General features: G+C 63.9%; 28 protein-coding genes. 9 read left to right on the forward strand and 19 right to left on the reverse strand.

Annotation, left to right across the window (positions count from 1 at the left end; translation table 11 throughout):
* Nucleotides 1-203 precede the first annotated feature (203 nt).
* Nucleotides 204-1,004, reverse strand: a complete 801-nt coding sequence (locus QXZ85_RS09535; protein ID WP_315702129.1) for a hypothetical protein — start codon at nucleotides 1,002-1,004, stop codon at nucleotides 204-206.
* A 114-nt stretch (nucleotides 1,005-1,118) separates the two neighbouring features.
* Here QXZ85_RS09535 and QXZ85_RS09540 point away from each other — a divergent pair, with 114 nt between their 5' ends.
* Complete coding sequence (locus QXZ85_RS09540; protein WP_315742596.1) at nucleotides 1,119-2,153, forward strand: aspartate-semialdehyde dehydrogenase; 1,035 nt, start codon at nucleotides 1,119-1,121, stop codon at nucleotides 2,151-2,153.
* Nucleotides 2,154-2,186: 33 nt separating this feature from the next.
* The gene (locus QXZ85_RS09545; RefSeq protein ID WP_315702127.1) at nucleotides 2,187-2,729 is read left to right on the forward strand and encodes a TIGR00645 family protein; all 543 of its coding nucleotides are present in this window, start codon (nucleotides 2,187-2,189) and stop codon (nucleotides 2,727-2,729) included.
* Between the two features lie 47 nt (nucleotides 2,730-2,776).
* Here the strand turns inward: QXZ85_RS09545 and QXZ85_RS09550 are convergent, their stop codons facing one another.
* Entirely contained in the window at nucleotides 2,777-3,421 is a 645-nt protein-coding gene (locus QXZ85_RS09550) for a carbonic anhydrase (RefSeq protein ID WP_315729964.1), read from the reverse strand.
* Between the two features lie 104 nt (nucleotides 3,422-3,525).
* Here QXZ85_RS09550 and QXZ85_RS09555 point away from each other — a divergent pair, with 104 nt between their 5' ends.
* Nucleotides 3,526-4,404: a CoA ester lyase gene (locus QXZ85_RS09555; protein WP_316173993.1), complete on the forward strand. Its 879-nt coding sequence runs from the start codon at nucleotides 3,526-3,528 to the stop codon at nucleotides 4,402-4,404.
* 18 nt (nucleotides 4,405-4,422) lie between these two features.
* Here the strand turns inward: QXZ85_RS09555 and QXZ85_RS09560 are convergent, their stop codons facing one another.
* The 5 genes from QXZ85_RS09560 to QXZ85_RS09580 form a co-directional block, all read right to left on the reverse strand.
* On the reverse strand, nucleotides 4,423-4,776 hold the full coding sequence (locus QXZ85_RS09560; RefSeq protein ID WP_315729963.1) for a cytochrome c: 354 nt from the start codon (nucleotides 4,774-4,776) through the stop codon (nucleotides 4,423-4,425).
* Between the two features lie 38 nt (nucleotides 4,777-4,814).
* A complete protein-coding gene (locus QXZ85_RS09565; protein ID WP_315702123.1) occupies nucleotides 4,815-5,234 on the reverse strand; it encodes a hypothetical protein in 420 nt (139 codons plus the stop codon).
* Between the two features lie 118 nt (nucleotides 5,235-5,352).
* The gene (locus QXZ85_RS09570) at nucleotides 5,353-6,144 is read right to left on the reverse strand and encodes a hypothetical protein (RefSeq protein ID WP_315702122.1); all 792 of its coding nucleotides are present in this window, start codon (nucleotides 6,142-6,144) and stop codon (nucleotides 5,353-5,355) included.
* Nucleotides 6,145-6,217: 73 nt separating this feature from the next.
* A complete protein-coding gene (gene leuD, locus QXZ85_RS09575; protein ID WP_315702121.1) occupies nucleotides 6,218-6,823 on the reverse strand; it encodes a 3-isopropylmalate dehydratase small subunit in 606 nt (201 codons plus the stop codon).
* 123 nt (nucleotides 6,824-6,946) lie between these two features.
* On the reverse strand, nucleotides 6,947-7,345 hold the full coding sequence (locus tag QXZ85_RS09580) for a metallopeptidase family protein (protein WP_315702120.1): 399 nt from the start codon (nucleotides 7,343-7,345) through the stop codon (nucleotides 6,947-6,949).
* Nucleotides 7,346-7,474: 129 nt separating this feature from the next.
* Between QXZ85_RS09580 and QXZ85_RS09585 the strand changes: the two genes are divergently transcribed.
* The 3 genes from QXZ85_RS09585 (at nucleotide 7,475) to QXZ85_RS09595 (ending at nucleotide 9,346) form a co-directional block, all read left to right on the forward strand.
* The gene (locus tag QXZ85_RS09585; RefSeq protein WP_315702119.1) at nucleotides 7,475-7,801 is read left to right on the forward strand and encodes a hypothetical protein; all 327 of its coding nucleotides are present in this window, start codon (nucleotides 7,475-7,477) and stop codon (nucleotides 7,799-7,801) included.
* Nucleotides 7,802-8,158: 357 nt separating this feature from the next.
* Nucleotides 8,159-8,431, forward strand: a complete 273-nt coding sequence (locus tag QXZ85_RS09590; RefSeq protein ID WP_315728062.1) for a hypothetical protein — start codon at nucleotides 8,159-8,161, stop codon at nucleotides 8,429-8,431.
* Nucleotides 8,432-8,716: 285 nt separating this feature from the next.
* Nucleotides 8,717-9,346, forward strand: coding sequence for a hypothetical protein (locus tag QXZ85_RS09595; RefSeq protein WP_315729994.1), 630 nt, complete (start codon nucleotides 8,717-8,719; stop codon nucleotides 9,344-9,346).
* Between the two features lie 90 nt (nucleotides 9,347-9,436).
* On the opposite strand, the gene QXZ85_RS09600 is transcribed toward QXZ85_RS09595, so the two are convergent.
* Both QXZ85_RS09600 and leuC read right to left on the reverse strand, forming a co-directional pair.
* Nucleotides 9,437-9,655 carry a hypothetical protein gene (locus QXZ85_RS09600; protein WP_315702117.1) on the reverse strand — a complete coding sequence of 73 codons (219 nt, stop codon included), beginning with the start codon at nucleotides 9,653-9,655 and terminating at the stop codon, nucleotides 9,437-9,439.
* 194 nt (nucleotides 9,656-9,849) lie between these two features.
* Nucleotides 9,850-11,256 carry a 3-isopropylmalate dehydratase large subunit gene (gene leuC / locus QXZ85_RS09605; protein WP_315702116.1) on the reverse strand — a complete coding sequence of 469 codons (1,407 nt, stop codon included), beginning with the start codon at nucleotides 11,254-11,256 and terminating at the stop codon, nucleotides 9,850-9,852.
* Nucleotides 11,257-11,500: 244 nt separating this feature from the next.
* Between leuC and QXZ85_RS09610 the strand changes: the two genes are divergently transcribed.
* Nucleotides 11,501-11,638, forward strand: coding sequence for a hypothetical protein (locus QXZ85_RS09610; RefSeq protein ID WP_315702115.1), 138 nt, complete (start codon nucleotides 11,501-11,503; stop codon nucleotides 11,636-11,638).
* Here the strand turns inward: QXZ85_RS09610 and rplS are convergent.
* The 8 genes from rplS to ffh all read right to left on the reverse strand — a co-directional run bounded on the left by rplS (nucleotide 11,628) and on the right by ffh (nucleotide 18,455).
* Complete coding sequence (gene rplS / locus QXZ85_RS09615) at nucleotides 11,628-12,008, reverse strand: 50S ribosomal protein L19 (protein WP_315702114.1); 381 nt, start codon at nucleotides 12,006-12,008, stop codon at nucleotides 11,628-11,630. The two genes, QXZ85_RS09610 and rplS, sit on opposite strands and share 11 nt — an antisense overlap.
* Before the next feature lie 107 nt (nucleotides 12,009-12,115).
* Nucleotides 12,116-12,889 (reverse strand): tRNA (guanosine(37)-N1)-methyltransferase TrmD, encoded by a 774-nt coding sequence (trmD, locus tag QXZ85_RS09620; protein WP_315767661.1) that lies wholly within the window; start codon nucleotides 12,887-12,889, stop codon nucleotides 12,116-12,118.
* A gap of 64 nt (nucleotides 12,890-12,953) precedes the next feature.
* Nucleotides 12,954-13,613, reverse strand: coding sequence for a hypothetical protein (locus QXZ85_RS09625; RefSeq protein WP_315702112.1), 660 nt, complete (start codon nucleotides 13,611-13,613; stop codon nucleotides 12,954-12,956).
* A 36-nt stretch (nucleotides 13,614-13,649) separates the two neighbouring features.
* A complete protein-coding gene (locus QXZ85_RS09630) occupies nucleotides 13,650-14,330 on the reverse strand; it encodes a hypothetical protein (RefSeq protein WP_315702111.1) in 681 nt (226 codons plus the stop codon).
* Between the two features lie 150 nt (nucleotides 14,331-14,480).
* Nucleotides 14,481-15,575, reverse strand: a complete 1,095-nt coding sequence (locus QXZ85_RS09635) for a zinc-binding alcohol dehydrogenase family protein (protein WP_315702110.1) — start codon at nucleotides 15,573-15,575, stop codon at nucleotides 14,481-14,483.
* A 114-nt stretch (nucleotides 15,576-15,689) separates the two neighbouring features.
* Entirely contained in the window at nucleotides 15,690-16,277 is a 588-nt protein-coding gene (gene rimM, locus QXZ85_RS09640) for a ribosome maturation factor RimM (RefSeq protein WP_315702109.1), read from the reverse strand.
* Between the two features lie 126 nt (nucleotides 16,278-16,403).
* Entirely contained in the window at nucleotides 16,404-16,736 is a 333-nt protein-coding gene (gene rpsP / locus QXZ85_RS09645) for a 30S ribosomal protein S16 (protein WP_315702108.1), read from the reverse strand.
* 168 nt (nucleotides 16,737-16,904) lie between these two features.
* Nucleotides 16,905-18,455 (reverse strand): signal recognition particle protein, encoded by a 1,551-nt coding sequence (gene ffh / locus QXZ85_RS09650; RefSeq protein ID WP_315702107.1) that lies wholly within the window; start codon nucleotides 18,453-18,455, stop codon nucleotides 16,905-16,907.
* A gap of 413 nt (nucleotides 18,456-18,868) precedes the next feature.
* Here ffh and QXZ85_RS09655 point away from each other — a divergent pair, with 413 nt between their 5' ends.
* Nucleotides 18,869-19,861: an MBL fold metallo-hydrolase gene (locus QXZ85_RS09655; RefSeq protein ID WP_315729957.1), complete on the forward strand. Its 993-nt coding sequence runs from the start codon at nucleotides 18,869-18,871 to the stop codon at nucleotides 19,859-19,861.
* Between the two features lie 185 nt (nucleotides 19,862-20,046).
* Here the strand turns inward: QXZ85_RS09655 and QXZ85_RS09660 are convergent, their stop codons facing one another.
* Both QXZ85_RS09660 and QXZ85_RS09665 read right to left on the reverse strand, forming a co-directional pair.
* The gene (locus tag QXZ85_RS09660) at nucleotides 20,047-20,769 is read right to left on the reverse strand and encodes an SIMPL domain-containing protein (protein ID WP_315702105.1); all 723 of its coding nucleotides are present in this window, start codon (nucleotides 20,767-20,769) and stop codon (nucleotides 20,047-20,049) included.
* On the reverse strand, nucleotides 20,766-21,515 hold the full coding sequence (locus QXZ85_RS09665; RefSeq protein ID WP_315702104.1) for a GyrI-like domain-containing protein: 750 nt from the start codon (nucleotides 21,513-21,515) through the stop codon (nucleotides 20,766-20,768). Before QXZ85_RS09665 ends, QXZ85_RS09660 begins: the two co-directional genes overlap by 4 nt.
* A 180-nt stretch (nucleotides 21,516-21,695) precedes the next feature.
* Between QXZ85_RS09665 and dapF the strand changes: the two genes are divergently transcribed.
* On the forward strand, nucleotides 21,696-22,562 hold the full coding sequence (gene dapF / locus QXZ85_RS09670; protein WP_315767660.1) for a diaminopimelate epimerase: 867 nt from the start codon (nucleotides 21,696-21,698) through the stop codon (nucleotides 22,560-22,562).
* Nucleotide 22,563: the final 1 nt, after the last annotated feature.

Below are 22,563 nucleotides of genomic sequence, written 5' to 3' on the forward strand. Positions count from 1 at the left end.
ATGCAATGATTTGGGCAATACATTATCCGGCTCGGATATGGCGTCACAAGGTCAATCCCGCCATACCGGTCAAGATAAATCCCCGCTGTGGCGGGAAAGTTGCATCAAAATCCGTGGCTTGACGGCCGATCCGGGTGCCGGCGGCGCGGCCGAAAGGTGGCGTGGACGCATTGGGAAACGGCGGGATGTGTTCGGCGCGCCAGTTAGAGCGTGCCGCGCAGCCGTGGCTCGTCGAGCGCCGTGACCCAATCGGACGGTCTCGCTGCTCCCGCGGTCGGGTCGCAGGCCAAGCGCCTGCCGTCGGCACGCGCGAACAGGGCGCTCAGGTCCGCGTCGTGACTGCCCGACAACAGCGTCAGCCGGTTCAGCATGCAGCCGACCATTGCGCGCCTGACGGGTGCGCTGACGCCCTGGCAGGACCATCCCGAGAGCCGCAAGGCAGGCTCGCCGAGCTGTTTGAGAAAGCCGAGGCAGGCGCCCGGCCCATCCGCGGCCCCGGTTTGGCGGAGCAGGCTGACTGAGCCGAACTTGGTGTCGATCACGCCCGCGGCTTCCAGCTCGCTTGTTCCGTCCGGCGCCATGCGCAGGCCCAGTGCGTGAGCGGCGTGTCGCGAGGCGGCGGGTTCGGCTCCTAAGCGATAGATTTCGAGTTCGGCCGCCGGGCGGTCGGCCGGTTCACCCCAGCGGAAGATGTCCTTGCGGCCGCCAAGCGGGTGCCGGAGCACGGTATAGGTTGCCGATTTGTCCGGCTGGTCGGTCAGCCGCAGCGAGAATGCGGGGACAGCGTTATCGACCATGCTCCAGCCCGACCGGGCTGATTCTGCCGCGTCGCCCCCGATCTGGCGCCAGCCCGCCAGGGCCAGGATGGCGATCAGTGCCAGCGCCCCCAGATAAGCGAACAGGCGTGCAAAGGTGGCGCAAACCTCGTCGGCAAGGCTCTCGAGCGCCAGGAGAAAGGCGGCAACGCGGGATGGGGCGGCTGTTCTGGCCGAAACGGGATGCATCAAACGCGAAACGTCATGGTAAGATTGTGTCAGGGACGTTTCTCGCATAGAAGCGCTGCCGCTTCCGTTGCCGCATCCTTGTGCGGCCGGCCATTTTTCGTCGGAGAGTGAACGATGGGTTACAAAGTCGCAGTGGTCGGCGCGACCGGCAATGTCGGGCGGGAAATGCTCAATATCCTCGACGAACGGAAATTCCCGGCCGACGAGGTGGTGGCGCTGGCCTCGCGCCGCAGCATCGGGATCGAGGTTTCCTACGGCGACCGTACGCTCAAGGTCAAAGCGCTGGAGCACTACGATTTTGCCGATGTCGACATCTGCCTGATGTCGGCAGGCGGGGCGGTATCGAAGGAATGGTCGCCGCGGATCGGCGCCGCCGGTGCGGTCGTGATCGACAACTCGTCCGCTTGGCGCATGGACCCGGACGTGCCGTTGATCGTGCCGGAGGTGAACGCGGATGCGACCGCCGGTTTTGCCAAGAAGAACATCATCGCCAATCCGAACTGCTCGACGGCGCAGCTCGTGGTCGCGTTGAAGCCCCTGCACGAGAAGGCGACGATCAAGCGCGTGGTGGTGTCGACCTATCAGTCGGTATCGGGCGCCGGCAAGGATGCGATGGACGAGTTGTTCTCGCAGACCAAGGCCGTCTACACCAATGACGAGCTGATCAATAAGAAGTTTCCGAAGCGCATCGCCTTCAACGTCATTCCGCAGATCGACGTCTTCATGGAGGACGGCTATACCAAGGAAGAGTGGAAGATGATGGCGGAGACCAAGAAGATCTTGGATCCGAAGATCAAGCTGACCGCGACCTGCGTGCGCGTGCCGGTTTTCGTCGGTCACTCGGAAGCGGTCAATGTCGAGTTCGAGAATCCGATCACGGCGGACGAGGCCCGCGATATCCTGCGCCGCGCGCCGGGCTGTCTCGTCATCGACAAGCTGGAGCCGGGTGGATATGTCACGCCCTATGAGGCGGCCGGCGAGGACGCGACCTATATCAGCCGCATCCGTGAGGATGCGACCGTGGAGAACGGTCTCGTCTTCTGGTGCGTGTCGGACAATCTGCGCAAGGGCGCTGCGCTGAACGCGGTGCAGATCGCGGAAGTGCTGATCAACCGCAAGCTGATCACCGCGAAGAAGAAAGCGGCCTGAAGCGGCCGGCATGTTATCCCGATGACGACTCCCATGAGCGAACAGCCGGCGGCATCGGCCCGACAGCACGCGCCAAACGTGGTGGAACGCGGAATCGAAGGCCTTTTGTTCAAGAGCCGCTGGCTGATGGCGCCGTTTTATGTCGGCCTGGTCGTCAGCCTAGCGGTTTTGCTGGTCAAATTCGTGATGCTGCTGTGGGAGTTCGTCCTGCACGTGCCGTCCGCGAAGGAGAGCGACATCATCCTCGGTGTGCTCTCGTTGATCGACGTTTCGTTGACCGGCAATCTGGTGCTGATCGTGGTGTTCTCGGGCTATGAGAACTTCGTCTCGCGGATCGATCCGGGCGGCCATCCGGACTGGCCGGAATGGATGACCAAGGTCGATTTCGCCGGGCTGAAGCAGAAATTGCTGGCCTCGATCGTCGCGATCTCGGCAATCCAGGTGCTGAAGGCTTTCATGAACCTCGATGCCGGCGTTGACTCGATCAAGCTCGGCTGGCTGGTCGGCGTGCATCTGGTATTCGTGGTTTCAACCGTGATGCTGGCATTGTCGGATCGCTGGGGCAGCGATCACTGAAGCGAGTGGCGAATTGGAAAGTTATTCCACTTGCTATCCGCTACGCCCTATTCGTCAATGCGCGCGCTCTTGAACTCCTTGACGGCCTTATCGAGGACGAACAGCGAGCCTTCCTTGACGCCGAAATAGGCGCCGTGCAGTTGCAGCGTGCCAGCCTCGACCTGCTTGTGCACGAACGGAAAGGTCAGCAGGTTCTCCAGGCTGCGGAAGATCGCAGCCTTCTCGATCCTGATGACGAAGTCCTGCATGGTCTCATGGGCGCGCTGCTCGACGATCTCGCCCGGCTTGACGAACATCGCCATCCAGCGGCCGATGAAATCGCTTGGCGACAACGGCTCGATCTTGTCCACGAAGGCGCGGATGCCGCCGCATTGGGCATGACCCAGCACGACGATGTGCTTGATGCGCAGCACGGTGACCGCGTATTCCAGCGCCGCCGAGACGCCGTGAGCGCCGCTGTCCGGTTCGTACACGGGAACCAGATTGGCGACATTGCGGACCACGAATAGCTCGCCCGGGCCGGCGTCGAAGATCACCTCGGGCGAGACGCGCGAGTCGCAGCAACCGATCACCATCACTTCCGGCGACTGGCCACGTTCGGAGAGTTCCCGGTAACGGCTTTGCTCGGTCGGAAGGCGGGTGGTGGCAAAGGCGCGATATCCGTCGAGCAGACGGGGCGGAAAGGTGATCATGGCGGTTACCTAAACAACATATGTCCGGAGCAGGAACAAGCCTTTCAGGACGGGGCTCGAAATGGTATCGCGAGACGCCTGAATAAGCCAAGGGAAACGCCGACATGATCCGCCCGCGCCGCAGCCTCCTGTTCATGCCCGGCTCGAATGCGCGCGCATTGGACAAAGGCCGCAGCCTGCCCGTCGACGGGCTCATTCTCGACCTCGAGGACTCGGTCGCGCCGGATGCCAAGGGATCTGCCCGCGAGCAGATCGCCAAGGCGGTCGCCACCGATGGTTATGGCGGTCGCGAGCTTCTGATCCGCATCAACAGCCTCGATACGCCCTGGTGGAGCGACGACGTCGCAATGGCCGGGCAGGCGGCGCCCGACGGCATCCTGGTTCCCAAGGTTTCGACGGTCGAGGACCTGCAGAAGGTCACTGAGCGTCTTGCCGAGGTCGGCGCTGATCCGACGCTGAAGGTCTGGGCGATGATCGAAACCGCCCGTGCCGTGCTCGATGCGGACAGGTTGGCCGCCACCGTGCGGGAACCAGGGTCACGGCTCGCTGGCTTCGTGTTCGGTCCGAACGACATTTCGCGGGAGACGCGCATCCGCATGCTGCCCGGCCGCTCCACGATGCTGCCGATGATCTCGCACTGCATTCTGGCGACGCGGGCCCATGGCCTGGAAATCCTCGACGGTCCCTACAGCGATTTCGCCAATGCGGACGGATTTGCGCAGGAGTGCATCCAGGCGCGCGATCTCGGTTTCGACGGCAAGACGTTGATCCATCCGAGCCAGATCGATTCCTGCAATGCGATCTTCACCCCGGAGGCTCAAGAGGTCGCCGAGGCTCGCAAGATCCTTGCCGCGTTCGATCTGCCGGAAAATGCCACGCGCGGTGCGATCCAGATCGACGGCCGCATGGTGGAGCGCCTGCACGCCGACATGGCCCGTCGCACCATCGCCATCGCGGACGCCATTGCGGCGCTCACCAAGTAGGTGCGCGAGGCCGCAGCTCTACTTGCGCTTCAAGCTGAGGATGTAGTCGACGAGATCGCCGCGCTGCTCGGGCGTCATCATGATGTTCGGCATGTTGGCGTGGCTGCTCTGCAAGAACACCTTCAGAGAGAGCTCGGTCGTGGATTGCATGTTGGCGACCGCGACGAAATCGGGCGCGCCGCCCTGGGCCGTTCCGTGCCGCGCATCGATGACGTGACACGCCGTGCACCAGGCCTCCGCAAGCTTGTGGCCTGCCGCCACGCTGCTACTCGGGGATTCTGCGCCGTGGGCGTTGTGCAGCCGGATCAGGAACAGTGCGGCGATCGCAAGCAGGATCGCAACGCTGATTTGAAGCAGACGATTGCGGTGCATGTGCGGCCGTCCTCAATGTCCGGCGATCGATGAATGGTTCAAGCGTGCTTGACGAGGTCCGCGCCGAGACGGTCGATCGTCGGCGCATTGGGGCAATATTCCTCGTAGTGCGCGCCGGCCGTACCGGTGGCGAGGTCGCGGTGACAACGTGGCTTGTCCTTGCAGAGGGCGCAGACCCGCTCCATGTCACGCAGCACCATCGGCTCGCTGCGGGCAAGGGCGGCCTCGTCGATGCTCAGCGCCTTCAGCATCTGCGGCAATTCGTCGGCGGCATGTTCGCCGTGCCGGACCAGTTCGTCGAGATCGGCGGGCGAGACCTGGAGGTCCGCCGCGATGCGCTCGAAGTCCTCGCGATCCATCTGGCGAATCTCGCTCAGCTCGCGCCGATGCTTCAGCCACTGCGCAAACGTATCGATCAGGTACTGAACCCTGGGATATGGCGTAGTTTGCGTGGTCATGCGGCACCTCCAATCAGCGGCGCCAATCAACCATCGTCATCGCAACAGCACGTTGCGTTAGATCAAAGTGCAAATACCGTTCTGCTGCGCGCAACGGGGCTGGTTCTCAAGCCACTCATCAGAACCGCTCCGCGGCCCAGCCATACAGGCTTCCCGGCAACGGCGGCTGGCTGCCGCGTCCTTTGGGCGAGATATGCAGGCCGATGATCGCGGGGTCGCTGATCAGGTCCGAGAAGTTCGAGGGCTCGAAGAAGGCCTTGGGCTCGGCGTGAACCGCGTAGAACGACTTCTTGGGCAACGCATGGTGCAGGCTGCGATGCCGGCGGGCGAGCGCGGTCAGCGCCGCCGGACCGAAGACGGCGACACGGATGTCGGAGAGCCGTTTCGAGCCGCCGCGCAGGCGCCGCAAAGCGAACGTCACACGGTGCGATAGCGACAGCCAGTTTGGCGTCAGCTCCTTCTGCTGCATCAGCTGCTCGAATTCGGTGACGATCGGATCGTCCGGCGGCAGATACAGCACGGAGTTGCCGAGTTGCCGCGACCGCTCCCAGGCGAAGTAGGGATTTGCCGGATCAATCTCGATCGGCCTCAGCAGCAAGACATCCGCATCCAGCCACACGCCCGCGCCTTGTGCCATCAGCTTGATGCGGAAGAAGTCGCTGAATTGCAGCGTGGTCCAGTCGCGCCAGCTGCCGTCGGGTTGGGGCGGACGCAGCCGCTCGGAAAAGCGGTAAGGCAGCACGGCTTCGGCGTCGGCGTTGCTGACGCCCTCGGGCAATCCGGGCAGCGGATCGAAACTATAGACCGTGACCTTGTGGCCGGCCGCGAGTTGCGAGCGCAAGCAGGTCTGCCGCAGCCGGTCGAGCGGGCCACGCCAGAAGCTGACGATGTCGGGCAATGAGCGCGTCACCGGCGTCGGCCGCTTGCGAAAAAAAGCCCCGGACGATCATCCAGGGCCCCAAAGGCATCATGGACGGAATGGATCACGCCCAGGCGCGCTCGCTCTTCAGCTTGGTTTCGTAGCTGTCGATTGCGGCCTTCTTCTCCATGGTGAGGCCGATGTCGTCCAGGCCGTTGAGCAGGCAGTGTTTGCGGAACGGGTCGATGTCGAACTTGACCGTGCCGCCGTCCGGTCCGCGGATTTCCTGATTGGCAAGATCGATCGTGAGCGTCGCATTGGCGCCGCGCTCGGCATCGTCGAACAGCTTGTCGAGATCGGCCTGCGAGACGCGGATCGGCAGAATGCCGTTCTTGAAACAGTTGTTGTAGAAGATGTCGCCGAACGAGGTCGAGATCACGCAGCGGATGCCGAAGTCGAGCAGCGCCCAGGGCGCGTGCTCACGGCTCGAGCCGCAGCCGAAATTGTCGCCGGCGACCAGGATCTTGGCATTGCGGTAAGCCGGCTGATTGAGGACGAAATCCGGATTCTCGCTGCCATCGTCCTTGAAGCGCTGTTCCGAGAACAGCCCCTTGCCAAGGCCAGTGCGCTTGATGGTTTTCAGGTACTGCTTGGGGATGATCATGTCGGTATCGACATTGATGATCTTCAAGGGCGCCGCGACGCCTTCCAGCGTGGTGAATTTGTCCATCGTTGCACTTTCCGAAAGTGGGCAGGCTGTTGATGTAGCGCGATTGGCGCTGGCGATAAAGGAAAAATGCCTGGAATTTCAGCCCGCGCCCGTCAATCCGACCTGGATCGATTCCGTGCCCGTTCAATCCGCGCCGGCCTCGATGGCCGCCATGTCGTCGTCCGACAGTCCAAAATGGTGGCCGATCTCATGGATCAGCACGTGACGCACGATGTGGCCGAGCGTCTCATCGTGCTCTGCCCAATAGTCCAGGATCGGCCGCCGGTAGAGCCAGATCATGTTCGGCAGCCGCGGCAGGTCGTCATTGCTGCGGAACGGCAGCCCGGTGCCCTGGAACAGGCCGAGCAGGTCGAATTCGCTTTCCGCCTCCATCTCGTCCAACACCTCCTCGGTCGGAAAGTCGTCGACGCGGATGATGACGCCTTCGCACATGGTGCGGAAGTGGCCGGGCAGGCGCGCGAAGACCTGATGCGCCATGGCTTCCATCTCGGCCAGCGAGGGGGCTTTCAGCTCTGTCCACATTGCCGCCTTGTAGCGCGGGTCTGATGGACACGCACCATTAGAATTCTGACCTCTCCCGGGCCGCGGCGGTTGACGTGGCTTGCGAAAACGGAGACCGTAAAACGCGATTTTGGGGTGGGATTGAGCGCGATGATGCGGACGACGATGGCCTTGATCGGCGCGGCACTGACGGTGGCGGTTCTGGTGTCTCCCGGCGCGAATGCACAGCCGATCGCTGCGCAGAGCCAGGCGCGCCCGGCGCAAAACGGGTTGAACACTGAGGTGTCCGCCCAGCGCCGCCAGCGGCGCCTCCAGATCTATCCGCGTCAGGATGAGCATTGGCAGCCCGACGTGGTGCCCCGCTATAATCCCGGCCCGAACGCCGTGCGGGTTTGCAACGCCCAGTATGTGCAGGAATTCAGGCCCAGCGGCACCGTGATCGTGCCGCATATGAGCTGCTATTGGCGGCGCGGCTGAAGTCTCCGAAATCGCCGTCCGTGCGGACGTTTTGACGATGACTGCGTGTCGGCGCGTGACACGGTTCGAGATGTCGCGCACGGGGACGGAACCGCCATGAAGCGCGCGCAGGGCTCTGTCGCTGCTTAATCCTGGTACCGCTGCGGCTGCGCAGGAGGGCTGCCGCCTCGACGCCCGAAGTCCGCTGGCACCACGGCCATTGGTGGCGTCATTGGCAAGGACGTCGCCAAAGGGACCATTGGCACCGCCATCACCGGGGACCCGGCGATGCCGGCCGTCCCGCTCTGATTGCGTTCAACAGGCCCGTTCGCGGGCCTGTTGTCGTATGGTGAGCTGTCCGAGCAGGGAGGATCCGCCGTGAAGATCCGAATTGGCGTCGTCGTTGTGATCCAACTCGTGGCGCTGTTTGCGTTCTCGTCCGCAGCATCTGCCGCCAGTTCTGCGCCAGAGACGACCACTCATCCGCAGCAACAAGGTAGGACGAAGGCCGCCGCGCATCATCATCAGCGGCACCGCATTGTGCGCCGCCCTACTGACAAGCTGCACTATTACGGCAGACCAGTGCTTTACGCGCCGGCGCCGTATGCCCCATTTCTGCCGTTCATCAGCGATGGCTGGAAACGATACTGAGGAGCGAATGGAACGCGGTCGTAGCGCGAGGCTGGGACGCGATTTCCGTCAGGGTGACTGATTGCGCCGCATCACGAGTGCGGCAATTCGTCTCGTCAATCGTCACATTCGACGCGAAGTTCTCGCTCAGAGTGGTTCCGATTAGTTCGCGTTCCGCGTGCGGCATTCATGCCGCGTTCACGTGCCTATCATTACGTTCATGTCGGGGCGACTTGTGATCGATCGGCGGAGAAACGATACGGCGGGTGCTCTCCGTCGCTTGAAGCGACTTAGGGAGAAGTGACGATGACGAGGACGAGAGATCCGGGAGGTGGCCTCGTTCGCCGCCTCGGTCTTGCTGCGGCCGCGTTACTCGCGTTTGCCGCGGTGCCTGATCATTCAACACAAGCGATGATGCTGATCGGTGCCGGCGCGCGGCCGGCTTCGCAAGAGCCGGCGAATGCGCCGATCATTCAGGTTCAAGCCCGCGGTGCTGGTCCGGGTGGTGGTGGCGGTGCTCACATCGGCGGAGGCGGTGGAGGATTTCGCGGAGGTGGCGGGCCCGTCGGTGGAGCTGCGGCCTTCCATGGTGGTGGAGGCCCAGCTTTCCACGGCGGTGGTTTTCGCGGAGGCCCGGCCTTTCATGGTGGCGGCGTTGCGTTCCATGGCGGAGGCTTTCGCGGCGGACCCGTCTTTCACGGCGGCGGCTTCCGTTATGGCGGATATCACCGTCACTACGCCTATCGGCCGTACTTCCACCACCGGCACCGGTATTTCTACGGCGCCTACTACTATCCCTACTACACCGGATATTACTACTATCCGTACCGGCGTTGCCGGGTGATCTGGACCTATTACGGCCCGCACCGCGTTTGCCATTATCGGCACTGGCATAGGCACCATCGCCATCATCGCCACTGGCGCCATTATTACTAATGGCTGAGCGCATCGGCCGCTTACAAGAAAGGGCGCCACCCGGGCGCCCTTTTTTGATCCGCGATCTGTGGGACGCAGCCGGAGCCGCGTTCAGAACCAATCCTTGAACTGCCAGTTCTTCACCGTCAGTTTCCAGGGCACCAAGGTCGCCAGCCGCCATTTCGCAAAGTGGCCCGGCGGCCAGTTGGAGAGCCGCTTTTCTTCCTTCTCCACGACTTCAGGCCTGGCGATGATCTTGCGCGGTCGCGTGCGACGCCGTTGACGCGTTGCGTCGCGGATCAGATCGACGAATTCCGGCTTGTTGGCCACGACATGCTCCTTGGCACGTTCCTCTTCGGATGCGGCGTGCATCTGGAGGGGGCACTGTGCGAGCGGACCCTTAAGGAGTCCTTGCGGAAGCCTGTCGAGATTGAGCTGAAACGAAAACGCGACGGCCGGTGAGGCCATCGCGCTGTTGATCGTCGGCAATTTGCCGTGTCGTCGTGCTGCGACCGGGAAAGCCGTCAGCGCCAATCTCTCACATCGACGAAATGACCGGCGATCGCCGCTGCCGCGGCCATGGCCGGCGACACCAAATGGGTGCGGCCCTTGAAACCCTGACGGCCCTCGAAGTTGCGGTTCGAGGTCGAGGCGCAGCGCTCCTCCGGCTTCAGCTTATCGGGGTTCATGGCAAGGCACATCGAGCAGCCGGGCTCGCGCCATTCGAAGCCGGCCTTGATGAAGATCTTATCGAGCCCCTCGGCTTCGGCCTGCTGCTTCACCAGGCCAGAGCCGGGAACGACCATCGCGTTGACATGGGCGCTCACCGTCTTGCCTTCGGCGATCTTGGCCGCGGCACGCAGATCCTCGATGCGGCCGTTGGTGCAGGAGCCGATGAACACGCGGTCGAGCTGGATGTCGGTGATCTTCGTTCCGGGAACGAGGCCCATATATTTCAGCGCGCGATGCTTCGACAGACGCTTGGCCTCGTCCGCGATCTTGTCCGGATCGGGCACGATGCCGGTCACCGAGATCACATCTTCCGGCGAGGTGCCCCAGGTCACGATCGGCGGCAGCTTGGCAGCATCCAGCCGGATCTCGTGGTCGAAATGCGCGCCTTCGTCCGAACGCAGCTTTTCCCAGTAGCGCATGGCCGCATCCCAGGCCCCGCCCTTCGGCGCCTTCGGGCGATCGCGCAGGAAGTCGAACGCCTTCTGGTCGGGCGCGACCAGACCGGCGCGCGCGCCGCCCTCGATCGACATGTTGCACACGGTCATGCGGCCCTCCATCGAGAGCGCACGGATTGCCTCGCCGGCATATTCCAGCACGTAGCCGGTGCCGCCCGCCGTTCCGATCTCGCCGATGATGGCGAGGATGATGTCCTTGCCCGTCACGCCCTCCGGCAAAGTGCCGTCGACAGTGACGCGCATGTTCTTGGCCTTCTTCTGGATCAGCGTCTGCGTCGCCAGCACGTGCTCCACTTCGGAGGTGCCGATACCGTGCGCGAGCGCGCCGAACGCGCCATGGGTCGAGGTGTGGCTGTCACCGCAGACAATGGTGGTGCCGGGCAGCGTGAAGCCCTGCTCCGGGCCGATGACGTGGACGATGCCCTGGCGGCGATCGAACTCGTTGTAATATTCGATGCCGAATTCCTTGGCGTTCTCGGCCAGCGCCTTGATCTGCTCGATGCTCTCGGGGTCCGGGTTCGGCTTGGTGCGATCGGTGGTCGGCACGTTGTGGTCGACCACGGCGAGCGTCTTCTCCGGCGCATGCACCTTGCGGCCCGTGGCGCGCAGGCCCTCGAAGGCTTGCGGCGAGGTCACCTCGTGAACCAGATGGCGGTCGATATAGAGCAGACACGTGCCGTCCTCGGCTTCGTGCACCAGATGGTCGTTCCAGATCTTGTCGTACAGCGTGGTGGGTTTGGACATGAGCGGATGCTCCCGGGCTATGGCTTGAACGAGGGACGCGCGAGGCCGCGCGGGGAAGGGAAAAAGAGATCGGCGCTGCGCCTAGAGCGCGCGCATAAGCTCCGACGTCGCCGACGTGGCGAACCGTCCGAAGAAGCGCCCGGGCAGCCGGCTACGATCGTCGATGACGATGCGGCGGCAGGCCATATGAGAGCGATTTAGAACCATTTGAGGGATATATAGCACGCGTGACGCGGAGTGCGAGATGCGTTTGCGTGAGCGGTCCGAGCGCGCTTTCGCCGGAGTCATCCAGGATGATCCGAAGGACGGCGCCGCAAAAACAAAAAAGCGCGGGACCGGCCCGCGCTCTTTCAAAACCGATATTGCCGCGCTTACTCGTTGACGGCGGTCTGGCGGTCCTGCTTCTCGACGATGCGGGCCGACTTGCCGCGCAGGCTGCGCAGATAATACAGCTTGGCGCGACGCACCTTGCCGCGGCGCACGACCTTGATCGAGTCGATCATCGGGGAGAGGATCGGGAACACACGCTCCACGCCCTCACCGTAGGAGATCTTGCGGACAGTGAAGCTCTCGTTGATGCCGCCGCCGGAGCGGCCGATGCAGACGCCTTCATAGGCCTGCACGCGGGTGCGCTCGCCTTCGACGACCTTGACGTTGACGATGACAGTGTCGCCGGGCCCGAAATCCGGAATGTCCTTGGTAGCGGCGAGCTTGTCGTACTGCTCTTTTTCGAGCTGCTGAATCAGGTTCACGGGTAAATCTCCATCGGCGGCGCGCCCAGCCGTTAACCGCGGGCTGCGCTTGTTCCTGCCGTCACTTGCGGAATTGAGCGCTCCTATAAGGCAAAGCGCGAGGCTTGTCACCCGTCTGTCGTGTTTTTTGGCATTTTTTGGCCGGTTCCGCTTTGTTCGCCGACTCCATCCGATTTCTTATCGGATTTCTTGGCCCAAAGGTCGGGACGGCGGCTCTGGGTCAGCGCCTCCGCCTGGGCGCGCCGCCAGGCCGCCACCTTGGCGTGATCTCCCGAGAGCAGGATGTCCGGGATCGGTCGGCCCTCGAACAGCTGGGGTCGCGTGTATTGCGGGTATTCCAGTAAGCCTTCGGAGAAACTCTCGTCGGTGCCGGATTCCAATTTCCCCATCACGCCCGGCAACAGCCGAACGCAGGCATCGATCAGGGCCATCGCGGCGATCTCGCCGCCCGACAGCACGTAATCGCCGATCGACACCTCGATCAGCCCTCGCGCCTCGATCACGCGCTGGTCGATACCTTCGAACCGGCCGCAGACGATCAGCGGCCCCGGTCCTGCAGCGATCTCCTGCACCATCGCCTGGGTCAATGGCCGACCGCGCGGGCTCATCAGAAGACGCGGCCGGTCGGCCGCAGCCTCAGTGGCATCGATCGCGGCGGCCAGCACATCGGCCCGCAGCACCATGCCGGGGCCGCCACCGGCCGGGGTGTCGTCGACGCTGCGGTGCCTATCCGTGGCGGATGCCCGGATGTCGCGCGCCTCCAGCACCCACAGCCCCGAGGCCAGCGCGCGACCGGCGAGGCTGACGCCGAGCGGTCCCGGAAACATCTCCGGGAACAGGGTCAGGACGGTGGCGCGCCAGGGAAGTGCGAGTTGGGTCATAGCGCCGTTGTTACGGCACCAGCGCGGTGAGATCGAGCCCCTGTGTCGGGCCCAACGCCGCCGGTCACTCCTTGCGCCCGTAGGCTACGAGCTCGATCTTCGAGTTGACGCGCAGCATGTTGTCGGTCCGGACGGTATTTGTCCGCAAAACCCAGTGGTCGACAGCGGGCGCGTACCACGTCTGCATGACGGCTTCGGATTTCCGTCCCGGATTGTTGATGGGATAGAAGGTGTAAGTGGTTTCGATCTTGAAGGTCTCGAACGTGCCGGCCTTCGTCGTGATCTTTTCCTCGCCGCTCACCTTGGATTGTCCGGCCCACCTCCAGGTGAAACCCTTTTCCGTGTTGGTTTGTTCGACCTTGATCGGCCAGGTCGAGCCGACTTTCAGCGGTTGGACCACGCCAAGACCGCTGTTGGGAGTATATTTCATGGCGTCGGCCGTCTTCGCATTCCAGTTCCGGTCGTAGACTTGGAATCCGGCTTTATCCCGGTCGTTCGTGTAGCGGATGGCGATCGCAGTCGGGGTCACCTCGGTCACGGTGTCGGTCCGCTTGCTCGTCACCTTACCGGAGATCTCGTCGCGGATCTCATAAGTCCAATGATCGCCCTGACGCGGCTCTTCCATCGCCACAGGCACCGGCGCCTCGGCTGCTGGAGGGGCTGACTGCTGGGCAAATGCCATCGGGCCGCTCAGGCACGCCAACGCGGTCAGGATCATGCGCATGCGGGATTCCAAGGCTCGGAGTAGGAGAGATTGCGGTCAACGACGGCCGTATTCGATCAGCTCCATCGCGCTCTTGTCACGAACTTGCCCGTCGATGCGGGTCTCCGATGAACGCTTCACCCAATGATCGATCTCCGGCGCATACCAGGTGGTCTGGGTGACCTGAATCTTTCGCGAAGGGTCCTTTGTGTTGATCGCTTGGATCGAGGTCTCGATCTTATAGGTGTCGAACGTGCCGGCTGAGGTCGTCAGGCTTTCCTTAGCTGTCACCTTACTGGTGCCAGTTCGCCTGAAGTTGGCGTTGGCCGATATGCTGGTGTCGTTCGACTTGATGGGCCAGGACTTGCCGACTGCGAGCGGCACGCTGACGCCGGTGCCATCGCTCGGGGCATAGCGCCATGTGCCGTTGTTCTTAACGTTCCAGCTGCGATCGAAGGTCAGGAATCCTGTATTTGGGTTGTTGAGCGCAGAAACGCGGATGCTGATGTCGCTTGCCGAGACGTCGGTGATGGTCTGAATCACGGTCGACTTCAGATCGCCAGTGATTTCGTCCCGGACTTCGTACGTCCAGTGGTCTCCGGTCTGGGGCGCCTCCATTGCCTCACCGCTGCTGGCTGGCTGGGGTGCTGAGGGCGTGGTTTCGGCCTGCGGCTGTGCGCTGGCGAGCGGCATCGAGCCCAGCAGGGTGGCTACGATCAAAAATTTACGGCTGAGCATGATCCTCTCCGGCGGTTACCGGGCGAACAAAGGCAGCTATATGCTGATGTTGAGCCAGGGCGAGCTATCCGTTTGCAAGTATGGAACTACCAAATCTGATTGGCCGTGATAAGGTCTCCTGTTATGAAATTTCGACGATGATCGCTCCTGTCACGGCACGACGGCCGTGAGATCGAGCCCCTGCATCAGGGCTGCCGCCTCGATCGCACGTGGGAAGTCGGCGAGCGGAAAGCTCGTCACCACGATCTTGCCGAGGTCGAGCAGGCCCTCGCGGGCCAGCGAGGCGAGTTGGCTGGGAGCGGTCCGCTCATACATGAACTGGCCGACCACCTCCCAATCATTCGCCAGCATCTCGCCGAACGAGAGCTCGAGCGGCGCGGTGGCGCTGCCCATCAGCACCAATCGTCCGCCGCGTTTGAGCGCGCGCAAGCATGACAGCGTGGTCGAGGTGCTTCTGGCCTGGCCGAGCAGATCGAGCGCGACGTCGGCGCCGCCTCCCGCCGCATGGCGGATCGTCGCCGCATCCTTCGCGGCATCGTTGCCTGAGACGACGGCGGGAATGACGCGTGGGCCAAAGGCCTTAGTCAGTCGCTCCAGCGCCTCGCGCTTGCGGCCCACTGCGACGATGCGCGCCGCGCCCATCGCGACCGCCAGGAGCACCGCGCCCGAGCCGAAATAGCCGGTCGCGCCATTGATGATGATGGTCTGGCCGCCGCGCAGGTTCAGCCGCTGCAGGCCGCCGAAGGGCACGATGAGTTTGGCGAGGCCGATCAGTTCGGTGGCGGCGCGGTCCTCGAGGCCGCTGAGCGGCGTGACGCAGGCGGCCGGCCAATGCGCAATCTCCGCAAAGACGCCGTCGCGCCAGTGCGCCTGCAGGGCGAGCGCGGCTTCGGAAGCGCCCATGCTGGTGAGCCCGATCAGGATCTGTGCCGGCTCGGGATCGGGCACATCGGCGCGCAGATGCGGGCTGAGAAAGACCCGGTCGCCGGCCCGGACATGGCCGACGCTCGCGCCGGCCGCGACCACGCGCCCGATCGCATTGGTGCCGGGCACGAACGGCATCGGCGGCAGTGCGTAGGGCAACGCGGCTGCCACGACCTTGTTCGTGTAGGACAGCACCATCGCGGCTTCGATGCTGACGATCACGCCGTCGGGAGCAGGCGCCGGGGTTTCCACCTGTTCGAAGCGAAGATCGTTCGGCGCGTGCAGGCGCCAGGCTTTGTGGTGAGACTTGTGAGTTGCCATCGCCACCACCTCAAATTCAGTGTCGTCCCGGCCTTGCGCCGGGAACCTATATTCCCCGGCAAGCATGGCGAAAGCGAGCTGTTGCTCAAGTCTGCGTCGCATTAAATCCTGTGGTTATGGGTCCCCGCTTTCGCGGGGACGACCCGCAGAGAAGGCGGCCGCAGTTTCATCCTTCCCGTTCTCATGCCCATCGCGCTCCTCGCCCTCGATCTCCGTCGGCAGCTCGATCAGGACGCGGCCGCCCTCGAGGTCGACCGTCGGGACAACGGCATTGGAGAACGGCAGCATCAGCGTGCTGCCCGAAGGCGGGGCGATCTCGATGATGTCGCCGGCGCCGAAATTATGGATGGCGATCACGCGCCCGAGCGGCTCGCCCGCGGTGGTCTCCGCGGCAAGTCCGATCAAGTCGGTGTGATAATATTCGTCGTCCTCGGTCTCGGGCAGCCGGTCGCGCGGCACATAGAGTTCGAGGCCGTTGAGCCGCTCGGCGGCATTGCGATCGGCGACGCCCTTGATGGTCGCGACCAGATGGTCCTTGGCCTCGCGGGCTTTCGCAATTTCGAAGCTGCGATTGCCGTCTTTGGTCTGAAGCGGACCGTAATGCAGCACGGCGAGCGGATCGTCGGTGAAGGTCCACAAGCGAACCTCGCCGCGCACGCCGTGGGCGGCGCCGATCCTGGCGACGCAGATCAGCTTGGACATCAGCGGGCCTCGTATTCCAGGACGCACGCCACGGCGCGCTCCTCAGGACGAGGCGCCAAATCCTCATGCTGAGGAGCACGGCGCAAGCCGTGCGTCTCGAAGCATGAGGCATCGGCCATTGGCGAGTTAGCCCTTCGCGGCGGCTTCGGCCTGCGCCTTGCGCTCCTTGCGCGGCACGGCCTTCTCGGGATTGTTGCGGGCTTCACGCTTCTTGACGCCGGCGGCGTCAAGGAACCGCGCCACGCGATCCGACGGCTGGGCGCCCTTGGCGAGCCAGGCCTTCGTCTTCTCCATGTCGAGCTTCAGCCGCGCCTCGTTGTCCTTCGGCATCAGCGGATTGAAATGGCCAAGGCGCTCGATGAAACGGCCGTCACGCGGAAAGCGCGAGTCGGCGACGACGACGTGGTAGACCGGGCGCTTCTTGGTGCCGGCACGGGCGAGGCGGATGACGACTGACATAAGGTTCTCCTGAGTGTCGTTTGGTCTAGATGATATTGAGAGATGTCGTCATTCCGGGGCAGCGCGAAGCGGTGAGCCCGGAATCCATACTCACGATCGTGGTTATGGATTCCGGGCCCGCGCCTCGCGACGCGTCCCGGAATGACGGGATGAGAGAGGAACGGATCCTCATTTCTTCTTCCCCGGCGGCAGACCGAGGCCGGGCAGCATCGGCTTGCCGGAAAGGCCGGTGAGTCCCGGCAGGTTCGGCAATCCGCCGCGCAGGCCCGCTGGCAGGTCCTTCGGCAGGTTCGGTAGTCCACCTGCGGGTAGTCCGCCCGGCATCTTCTCGGCGAGCGCCTTCAGCTGCTCGGGCGAAGGCGCGGGCATGCCGCCGCCAAAGCCCATCGCCTGGGCGATGCCGGCCAGAGGTCCGCGCTTGCCGGAACTCATGGCCTTCATCATGTCGGCCATGTTCCGGTGCATCTTCAGCAGCTTGTTGACGTGCTCGACGCTCTGGCCGGAGCCGGCGGCGATACGCTTCTTGCGGCTGGCCTTGAGAAGGTCGGGATGCTTGCGCTCGTCGCGCGTCATCGAGTCGATGATCGCGACCTGGCGCTTGATGACCTTGTCGTCGATGCCGGCGGCCGCGATCTGGTTCTTCATCTTGGCGATGCCGGGCATCATGCCCATCAGCCCGCTGATGCCGCCCATCTGCGCCATCTGCATCAGCTGCTCGCGCATGTCGTTGAGGTCGAACTGACCCTTGCGCATCTTCTCTGCGGCGCGCGCGGCCTTTTCGGCATCGATATTCGCCGCCGCCTTCTCGACCAGCGAGACGATGTCGCCCATGCCGAGGATGCGGCCGGCGATGCGCGAGGGATAGAAGTCTTCCAGCGCATCGGTCTTCTCGCCGGTGCCGAGCAGCTTGATCGGCTTGCCGGTGACTGCGCGCATCGACAGCGCAGCGCCGCCGCGACCGTCGCCGTCCACCCTGGTCAGCACGATGCCGGTCAGGCCCACGCGCTCATCGAAGGAGCGCGCCAGATTGACTGCGTCCTGGCCGGTCAGGGAGTCCGCGACCAGCAGCACCTCATGCGGATTGGCGACCGCTTTGATCTCGGCCGCCTCCTTCATCATCTCTTCGTCGAGCGTGGTGCGGCCGGCGGTGTCGAGCAGCACGACGTCGTAACCGCCGAGCTTGCCGGCTTCCAGCGCGCGGCGGGCGATCTGCGCCGGCTTCTGGCCTTCGACGATCGGCAGGGTCGCGATCTCGAGGTCGCGGCCGAGCACGGCGAGCTGTTCCATGGCGGCTGGACGGTAGACGTCGAGCGAAGCCATCAGCACCTTGCGCTTGTCGCGCTGGGTCATGCGCCGGGCGAGCTTGGCCGTGGTGGTGGTCTTGCCCGAGCCCTGCAGGCCGACCATCATGATCGGCACCGGCGGAACGGCATTCAAATCGATGGTCTGGCCGTCCGAGCCGAGCGTATTGACCAGCTCGTCGTGGACGATCTTGACCACCATCTGGCCGGGCGTCACCGATTTGACCACGGTGGCGCCGATCGCCTGTTCGCGCACGCGCTCGGTGAAGCTTCGGACCACTTCGAGCGCGACGTCGGCCTCCAGCAGCGCCCGGCGGACTTCGCGCATCGCGGCGTCGACGTCGGCCTCCGACAGGGACCCTCGCCCCGTCAGCCGATCGAGAATGCCGCCAAGCCTTTCCGACAGATTGTCGAACACTTGCTTCGTCCTTTGTCCTGCACTGCAGGCGCTTGAATTCCTTGATCGTCATGCCCCGCGCATGCGAGGCATCCAGTACGCCGCAGCGTCTCGGCTCCTGCCGAGCTCCCTGGGATACTGGATCACCCGCTTTTCGCGGGTGATGACGGCTGTCGGTTCGGTAGATAGTGCCGAAACCGACAATACAAACAATTTCGCGCCCGAGGGCGCATAGCGCTGTCGGGCGTTGACCTCCGGTCTCCAGGACCGGTCGGTGGCTCGAAAAGATGACACTTTCCGATAAAGAGGCCGCCTTAAACCCTCAAGCCGGCGAAAAGTCAAGGAAACTTGCACTCCGGCGGCCCGTTGTCGGACCTCGGCCGGCCGCTTACCTGTTGCCGAACTTGAGGTTTCCGGCTCCGACGAGGATCACATTGGCGCGCCGTTCCAAGACCTATTCAGGTCCCATCACCGACCATTTCGACGGCAAGCGCTTCTATGATCCCGATGGGGTGCCGCCCAAATCCCTGCCGGAGGTTCTGCGCTGGCAGTTCGGCCGCCGCGAAAAGCCGGCCAAATGGCCCAAATGGGTGCCCAGCCCCCATGCCGATACCCCGCCGGTGCGGGTCGACGGCGATGCGGTTCGGCTCTCTTTCGTGGGGCATGCGAGCTGGCTGATCCAGGGCGGCGGGCTCAACATCCTTATCGATCCCGTATGGTCGGAGCGGGTCTCGCCCGTCTCCTTCGCCGGGCCGAAGCGGCACAACCATCCCGGCATCGCGTTCGATGCTCTTCCGAACATCGACGTCGTGCTGGTGTCCCATGGTCATTACGATCATCTCGATATCAGGACGTTGTCGCGGCTGGACGCGCGTTTTGGGCCGCGTGTCGTGACGCCGCTCGGCAACGATCTCACCATGATGGCAAAGATCCCGAAGATCCGCGCCGAGGCCTACGACTGGCACGATCGCGTCGCGCTCAACGCGGAGATTGCGGTGACGCTGGTGCCGACCCGCCACTGGTCGGCGCGCGGCATCTCCGATCGCAACATGGCGCTGTGGGCAAGCTTCGTGTTGGAGACGCCCGCCGGCAAGATCTACATCGTCTGCGATTCCGGCTATGGCACGGGTGCGCATTTCCGCCGTGTCGCCGAAGCGCATGCGCCGCTCAAGCTCGCGATCCTGCCGATCGGCGCTTATGAGCCGCGCTGGTTCATGCAGGATCAGCACATGAACCCGGCTGACGCGGTACAGGCGCTGCAGGATTGCGGCGCGGAGGCCGCGCTGGCGCATCATCACGGCACCTTCCAGCTCACGGACGAGGCGATCGACGCGCCGGTCCATGCGCTTCACGCGGCGTTGGATGACGCCGGCATTCCGCGCGAGCGCTTCGGTGTGCTCAAGCCGGGGCAGGTGGTGGAGATCTGATAGATGGTCGAGAAGAGATCGTCGTCCCGGGCAAGCCCGGCAACGCGCAGCGTTGGCGGGCGCCGACCCGGGATCCATAAACACCATCGTCAAATGTGACGAAGGTTAGAGCTCCAGCCCGCTCATCAATCTCCGATCGGGATTATGGGTCCCGACTCAAGGCCGGGACGACATCGAGTATGTTGCTACTGCCCCGTCTTGATCGCCCAGGTCACGCTGACGGCGATCGACAGCGTCTCCTCGCCCTGCGCGACCGGGGTCGATGCGGCGGCCATCGGTGCCGCGAGCGTCTTGACCCGGAACATCGGCGTCGGCGTGCCCTCTTCGGATATGCTCAAGGGCGCGCCGAGCGTCACGCCCGCCGCCTTGGCATAGATCTCGGCCTTGCGGCGAGCGTCGGCCACAGCCTTTTCGCGCGCCTGGTCCAGCAGCTTCGACGGTTCGGCGACGGTGAAATAGACATTGCCGACATCGTTGGCGCCGGCGCCGACCACGGTATCGATGAGGCTGGCGACCTTGCTGACGTCGTGCAGCTTGATGGTGACGCGGTTGCTGGCGCGGTAGCCGACCACGGTCGATTGCCCCGGACGGTTCGGCGCATATTGCGGCTGCAGCGACAGGCGCGAGGTCTGATAGTCCTTGTCCTCGATGCCGGCCGCTTTCAACGCCTGCAGCACCTTGGCCATCGCGGTATTGTTGGCCTCTGCGGCCTCGCGCGCGGTCTTGGCGTCCGAGGCCACGCCGGCATCGATCTGTGCGAGATCCGGCGGCGCCGAGACGCTGGCTTCTCCGCTCACGGAGATCGCCGGCGGAAAGTCGGTCGACGCCGGCTGCTGGGCTAGGCCGGGTGTTGCGGCCCCTGCCGCAATGACGAGCGCAAGCGGGATGCGGGCGGTGATCTTCATCATTTCAGCGGCACATAAACGTTGATGACGAGCTTGTCTTCGGCAGTCTTCAAGGGGTCGGTCAGATATTCCTCGATGAAGGTGTCCTTGGCTTCCAGCTTGCGCTCGTCGAGGTGATTGGTGATCGCCTCATAGGTATTGTCCATGTTGTCGTAGGAGCCGCGGTGCACGAATTTCAGCGCCTTGCCCTCGGGCGACTGGCCGATGCTCATGCCCTTGCCGAGGTTCTTCGGCTCCTGGTCGATCGGCATCTCGGCCATGAAGGTAAAGCCGGTGTCGTCGGTCGAGGTGTAGACGATCATGCCGTTGCCGGCCGGCTTGATGCCTTGCTTGTCGAGCAGCGCTGACAATGTCTTGAATGAATCGATGAGGGTATCGAAGGCATTGTCCCAGTTCGCGGTGCCCTTGACGATCAGCACCTTCTTGGCCGCCAGCGTGATCTCCTCGCCGAAGGCTTCCGATGGCTGGGCCTGGGCTGCGGCCGGAGGCGGGGAGGCCGGCGCTGCCGGTGCGGGGCTCGCACTCGCCGCTGGTGCCGGGCTGGCAGCCGGCGCGGGGCTGGCGGAGGCGGCCGGGGCTGGCGTCGCCGATGTCTCGGGCGAGGGGGTGGCGCTCGATGCCGGGGCCGGAGTCGACGAGGCCGCAGGAGCCGGCGACGCGGACGGCGACTGGGCCTGAGCGGCCGCGATTCCGAATGACAGCGCGACCGACGTTACGGCCAGAGCGCGGCGGAAGGTACTTACATTCATCCAATTATTCTCCAGGGCCGTGCGTCGGTGCCCGGTTCGTGCCGGCGAATGGCCCGGTTCCTATCATGTCCGGCCTTGATCGTCCCCTGACAGATGCGTCATGTGGCCATTACGGGTCGGCTGGGCTGGTCAATGTCTCGCCATTCCGCCATATAAGACGGACACAATTTGGATATTTTCATGAGCGCGCTCGCAGGCCACGCCTTTGCCAAGATGAACGGGATCGGGAACGAAATCGTCGTTCTCGACTTGCGTGATTCGAAGCATGTCGTGACGCCGGACGAGGCCCGCGCCATCGCCTCCCGCGTCCCCTACGATCAACTGATGGTGCTGCAGCCGCCCCGGCTGACCGGCACCGAGGCCTTCATCCGCATCTACAACAATGACGGCTCCGAATCCGGCGCCTGCGGCAACGGCATGCGCTGCGTGGTCCGGCGGGTGTTCGAGACCACCGGCGAGACCACGGCAACGTTCGAGAGCCGTGCCGGCTTGTTGAACTGCTGGCAAGGGCCTTCGCCAGATCTCTACACGGTCGACATGGGCGTGCCGAAGTTCGGCTGGCAGGACATTCCGCTCGCCGAGGAGTTCCGCGATACCCGCTACATCGAGCTGCAGATCGGTCCGATCGATGCGCCGATCCTGCATTCGCCCTCGGTGGTCAACATGGGCAATCCGCACGCGATCTTCTGGGTCGATGACGTCGATGCCTATGATCTCGCCCGCGTCGGCCCGCTCTTGGAAAATCATCCGGTGTTCCCGGAACGCGCCAACATCACGCTGGCGCAGATCGTCGATCGCGATCACATCACCATCCGCACCTGGGAGCGCGGCGCCGGCCTCACCAAGGCCTGCGGCTCGGCCGCCTGCGCCACCGCAGTCGCGGCGGCGCGGCTCAAGCGCGCCAACCGCATCGTCAGGGTGACCTTGCCGGGCGGCGATCTCAACATCGAATGGCGCGAGCGCGACGATCACGTGCTGATGACCGGCACGGCGACGTTCGAATATGAAGGTCGCTTCGATCCCGCGCTGTTCGCCTCCGTGGCGTGAC

Source organism: Bradyrhizobium sp. SZCCHNGR1005, from assembly GCF_032489995.1.
Lineage (GTDB): Bacteria > Pseudomonadota > Alphaproteobacteria > Rhizobiales > Xanthobacteraceae > Bradyrhizobium.